This window comes from Acinetobacter sp. UBA3025, from assembly GCF_002367915.1.
In the GTDB taxonomy this organism is placed as follows: Bacteria; Pseudomonadota; Gammaproteobacteria; order Pseudomonadales; family Moraxellaceae; genus Acinetobacter.
In genome coordinates this window covers 1-4710 of record NZ_DFDO01000296.1, presented here as the reverse complement: position 1 = coordinate 4710, position 4710 = coordinate 1, and the positions used below count along the sequence as shown (strand labels likewise).

At 45.8% G+C, this 4710-nt stretch carries 3 protein-coding genes; all 3 read left to right on the top strand.

Annotation, left to right across the window (positions count from 1 at the left end):
* Positions 1-98 precede the first annotated feature (98 nt).
* Entirely contained in the window at positions 99-722 is a 624-nt protein-coding gene (locus B4J23_RS12420; protein WP_004780415.1) for a TetR/AcrR family transcriptional regulator, read from the top strand.
* A gap of 150 nt (positions 723-872) precedes the next feature.
* On the top strand, positions 873-3557 hold the full coding sequence (gene ppc / locus B4J23_RS12415; protein ID WP_291361002.1) for a phosphoenolpyruvate carboxylase: 2685 nt from the start codon (positions 873-875) through the stop codon (positions 3555-3557).
* A gap of 297 nt (positions 3558-3854) precedes the next feature.
* Positions 3855-4710, top strand: an 856-nt coding sequence (locus B4J23_RS12410) for a solute carrier family 23 protein (protein WP_291361000.1), incomplete at its 3' end; no start/stop codon positions are given.

Below are 4710 nucleotides of genomic sequence, written 5' to 3'. Positions count from 1 at the left end.
GATAAATTGCTTATTTTTTAATTAATATACCACCCGGTACACTAATTAGGATTCTGCAGTTAAAACAATGACCATATTGAATTTTTTTGGATGAAATTGTGCAAATACCGGTTGGACGGCCCAAGGATCTGGAGAAACGCCAGCGTATTCTGAACGCAGCGAAACAGCTGTTTTTACAGCATGGTTATCATGGTTCCAGCATGAACCAGATTGCGCTGGAAGCCGGTGTGACCAAACTCACTGTCTATAATCATTTTCAGGATAAGGCCACGCTGTTTAGCTGTGCGGTTGAAGAAACCTGTGAGGCAATTCTGCAGGAATCTCCTAAAGTTCTGCAGCCTGATAGTGATTTTCAACAGGAGCTATATCAGATCTGTTTACGTTCTTTCAATATTGCCAATCTGCCAGAAGCTCTCAAACTGGACCTGCTCATCATGCAACTGGCCTATGAAAAAAATCCGTTGGCGGAACGTTTTTATACAGCCTCACATATCAAGCTGAATCAGGCCTGGCATGATTTCTTTGAGCAGGCGCAGCAACATCAATTTATCCAGACTGATGATCCGCAGCATCAGACCGAACTGATGGTGTCCTTACTGTTAGGTATGCGGCATCACAAAGTCTTACTGAGCTTAAGCCCGTTACCTGACATGCAACAACGCCATCAGATCATTCAACAGGCCATCGAGATCTTTATGCTGAAATATGCGATTTCCCGTTAAATTTCTTCTATCTGGCCTGATCCTTACAATAGTATAAGGACTAAAATTCATCCAATTATCAACAAATGATATTCAACTTTTGTCTGCAAAAGACTTGGATTGTCATGCAGTCGGGGTATAGTCAAAGGAAGAATCGGAGGGATATAAAAAATGGTTCAACAGATTGAGGCACCTCTACGCGAAGACGTACGTTTACTGGGTAATCTACTGGGAGAAACCCTGAAGTTACATGCGGGGCAAGATTTGTTTAATCAGGTCGAGCAAATTCGGGCCTTATCGAAAGGTGCTCGCGATGGACAGGTTGAAGCAGAAAAACAGCTGGAACAATTATTCCTGACTTTAGAAGATCATGAAATCTTGCCATTGACCCGTGCCTTCACCCATTTCTTAAACTTTGCCAATATTGCCGAACAGTACCATGTGGTACGTCGTCGCCGTCAAAGCGAATTTGAGGAAACTACAGAATCTCCAAATCCTCTGGTGCCTTTATTTGAAAAATTCAAACAGCAGGAAATTTCTGCAGAAACCTTATATCAGCAAATTTGTGAATTAAAAATTGAACTGGTGCTGACCGCACATCCAACAGAAGTCAGTCGACGCACCCTGATCCAGAAATATGATGGCATCAATAATGCCCTGTCCAAATTTGACCAGCAGAAATTGACCCCGCGTGAACGTCAAGCGGTCTTGGCTGACTTAAAACAGCTCATCAGTTCTGCCTGGCAAACGGACGAAATCCGTCAACATCGCCCAACCCCGGTGGATGAAGCCAAATGGGGCTTTACGACAATCGAACAGACCCTCTGGAATGCTGTACCCAAATTCATTCGTGAACTGAACGGCATGGTTGAGGAACAATGTGGCCAGACTTTGCCGCTAGATGTTGCTCCGGTACGTTTCGCTTCCTGGATGGGTGGCGACAGGGATGGCAACCCGAATGTGACGCATAATGTGACTCAGGAAGTATTGTGGTTGTCACGCTGGAAAGCAGCTGATCTTTATCTGCGTGATATTGAAAACCTGCGCTGGGAACTTTCTATTCAGCAATGCAGTGATGAAATTACACAGGCGTTAGGCCATCAACATCCTGAACCGTACCGTGATTATTTACGCGATATCCGTGAACGTCTAAAAATTACCCGGGCTTGGCTGGCCGAAAAACTACATGGCAAAGATGCGGATGATAGTCGGGTGATTAAAAGTAAAGATGAGTTATTAAAACCTTTACTGACCTGTTATCGCTCACTGATGGCATGCAATCTGGCAGAACTTGCCAATAGCAGTCTGCTGGATCTGATTTACCGGGTGAACTGTTTCGGAATTGAACTCCTCAAACTGGATATTCGTCAGGAATCTGGTCGTCATCGTCAGGCCATTTCAGCCATTACTGAATATCTGGGTCTGGGTAATTTTGAAACCTGGACTGAACAGGCCCGTCAAAACTTCCTGTTGCAGGAACTGCAAAGCAAACGTCCCCTGCTGCCAAAACACCTGAATGAACCAGCGGGTAGCCTGATTGAACATCCTGATGTGCAGGAAGTCTTTACTACTATGCGCACGTTGGCCGAACAGCCAAGTGAGTCTCTAGGCGCCTATATTATTTCCATGGCCGAATATCCAAGTGATGTGCTGGCCGTCTTGCTGCTGCAAAAAGAAGCCGGGATTAAACAGCCTTTACGGGTAGTGCCTTTATTTGAAACCTTAAAAGATCTCGACGGCGCTGCTGACACCATGTCGACACTCTTTAATATGCACTGGTACAAGCAGCATATTCAGGGCAAGCACGAGGTCATGATTGGTTATTCGGATTCGGCCAAAGATGCCGGCTTTATGTCAGCCAACTGGGCACAGTACCGTGCGCAGGAAGAACTGACCGCAGTTGCTAAACAGCATGGTATACAGCTGACCCTGTTCCATGGTCGTGGCGGCTCGATCAGCCGCGGCGGTGCACCCACCCAACAAGCCTTGTTCTCGCAACCGCCGGGTTCGATTTCAGGGGCCATTCGGGTGACTGAACAAGGTGAGATGATTCGCTTTAAATTTGGTCTGGAAGAAATCGCGCTACAAAATCTGGAAATTTATACTGCAGCGACTCTGGAAGCGACTTTATTACCGCCACCCGAACCGAAACCAGAATGGCGTGATCTGATGCATAAGATGACCGATCTGTCGGTACAGGTCTATCGTCAGACAGTACGTGAAAATCCGCATTTCGTGAAATACCTGCGTACCGTGACCCCAGAACTGGAATTACAAATGTTGCCGCTTGGTTCACGTCCGGCCAAACGTAAGGTCAGCGGCGGGATTGAATCCTTACGTGCCATTCCCTGGGTTTTTGCCTGGACTCAAATTCGTTTGATGTTACCAGCCTGGCTGGGTACTGGGGCTGCATTAAATGAAGTACTGGATCAAGGGCAACGTACGATTCTGGATGAGATGCTAACTGAATGGCCTTATTTTCAGACCTTGATTGATATGCTGGAAATGGTACTGTCTAAAGCAGATAGCAATGTCGCGCTCTATTACGAATCGCATCTGACTCAGGATGAAGACCTGAAAGAGCTCGGCACGGAACTGCGTCAACGTTTGCAGGATGCCATCCAGACCTTACTCACTTTAAAAGGTGAATCAAAACTGCTCAGCAGTAATGGCGTCTTGGACCAGTCCATGACGGTGCGTAAACCTTATCTGTTGCCGCTCCATTTACTGCAAGCCGAACTGATGAAACGTCGTCGGTTATATCTGGAACAGCAGCAGGCTGAACACACTCCGGTCGATCATGCATTAATGGTCAGTATTGCCGGTATTGCCGCCGGTTTACGAAATACCGGTTGATTTTTTCCCTTCCATTTAAAGCACATCTACACGATGTGCTTTTTTATTGATCAGTCAATAGCCAAAAAAAGCTTTATTTATATATCAAATTAAAATTACTTATAGAAGTTGAATATGAATTGTCCGGGAATTAATCTACTGATTTAACTTTAGTTTTGATTTAAAAAACTTTTACCGCACGGTAAAATCTCAAATAAAGTCATAGAATTAATTTGAACAAAAATTTTGTTTCAGTGATTAAATCTTCTAAAAAACAAGAGTATGATGTGCACAATTTATCTTTTGAGTGCTCATTTTATGTCCAATTGGTTTCCCAAGTGGCGCCCTTATGAGGGTAGTATCGATGCACGACCAGTAGGTACCGCAGAGTATTTACCGCCTGCCCAGACCCTGATCTTGGGGGTACAACATGCCTTTGCCATGTTCGGTGCGACGGTACTGGCGCCATTTCTAATGGGTTTTGATCCCAATCTGGCCATTTTAATGTCGGGGATCTGTACCATCCTGTTCTTCCTGATCACGGGTGGTCGTGTACCAAGTTATCTGGGTTCAAGCTTTGCGTTCATTGGGGTGGTGATTGCAGCAACCGGCTATGCAGGTGCTGGCGGACTGAATCCAAATATTGGTGTCGCCGCTGGCGGGATTATTGCATGTGGTGTGCTTTATGCCTTGATGGGTGTTCTGGTCATGGCAACAGGAACCCGCTGGATTGAAAAATTGATGCCGCCGGTGGTGACCGGTGCGGTGGTAATGATTATCGGTCTGAACCTGGCCCCTGTGACTGTGAAAAACGTCATGGGCAATACCTTTAATATGTGGATGTCACTGGTGACCGTACTGTGTATGGGTTCTATTGCGGTGTTTACCAAAGGTCTGGTACAGCGTCTATTGCTCTTGATCGGTTTATTGCTGGCTTACTTCATTTACTACATTTTAAGTAATGTGATGGGCTATGGTACTGCGATTGATTTTGCGCCAATTCAGCAAGCTGGCTGGTTTGGAGTTCCGAGCTTCCATGCGCCTGTATTTGATACCAATGCCATGCTGATCATTGCGCCTATTGCCCTGATTCTGATTGCAGAAAACCTGGGACATATTAAAGCCGTGGGTGCCATGACCGGGGAAAATCTGGATCCGCATATCGGGAAAGCCT

Excerpts from the sequence above, each read along its gene's own strand:
- ppc (WP_291361002.1), top strand. The coding sequence starts at position 873 with ATGGTTCAACAGATTGAGGCACCTCTACGCGAAGACGTACGTTTACTG.